Origin of the sequence: Candidatus Protofrankia californiensis, from assembly GCF_900634765.1 — a bacterium.
GTDB lineage: Bacteria > Actinomycetota > Actinomycetes > Frankiales > Frankiaceae > Protofrankia > Protofrankia californiensis.
The window spans coordinates 1-602 of sequence record NZ_CAAAFT010000359.1 but is presented as its reverse complement, the minus strand read 5'-3'; the positions used below and the strand labels follow the sequence as shown (position 1 = coordinate 602).

Genomic DNA, 602 nt, shown 5'->3' with positions numbered 1-602 from the left:
TTTCTACGGCGAGCTCGACGGGCAAGCCGTGGCAGTCCCAGCCGGCGCGGCGCGGAACATGAAAGCCCCGCATCGTGCGGAAGCGGGGGAAGAGGTCCTTGAAGACGCGCGCCTCGACGTGATGGGCGCCCGGCCTGCCGTTGGCGGTCGGGGGACCCTCGTAGAAGACCCACCGCGGCCCGTTCGCGGTCGCGTCCAGGGAACGCTGGAAGACCTTCAGATCCTTCCAGCGCGCGAGCATCTCGCGTTCGGCAGCGGGCAGGTCGACCTGGGTCGGCAGCGGTGGGAACACCGGTGCCGACTGGGTGGGCTGAGTCGGCTGAGCCGACTGGGCGGGCTGAGCCGGCTGGGTCGGCTGGGTCGGCTGGGTCGGCATGGCAGGTCTCCGTCGGGTTCGAGCTCCAACGGAGGGACGACACCCCGCGGTACCCGGCGTTCACCGGGGCGCGGTGGTACCGCGGTACCACCCTCCTTGCCTCCCGGGACGCCGGTGTGCGGCGGCCTGGGCGACCACTCTTCGCCTGCGGTGCCGGATCTACTAGGGGCGCACCGGCCCTGTTCTCCCGGCGGCTCGGGGGTGATCTTCACAGCGCGCTGGCCGC

At 71.9% G+C, this 602-nt stretch carries 1 protein-coding gene; it reads right to left on the bottom strand.

Translation table 11 applies throughout. The annotated features are described in order from the left end of the window. On the bottom strand, positions 1 to 376 hold a 376-nt coding region (locus DD1DGNOD_RS18635; RefSeq protein ID WP_165036860.1), incomplete at its 3' end, for a class I tRNA ligase family protein. Positions 377 to 602: the final 226 nt, after the last annotated feature.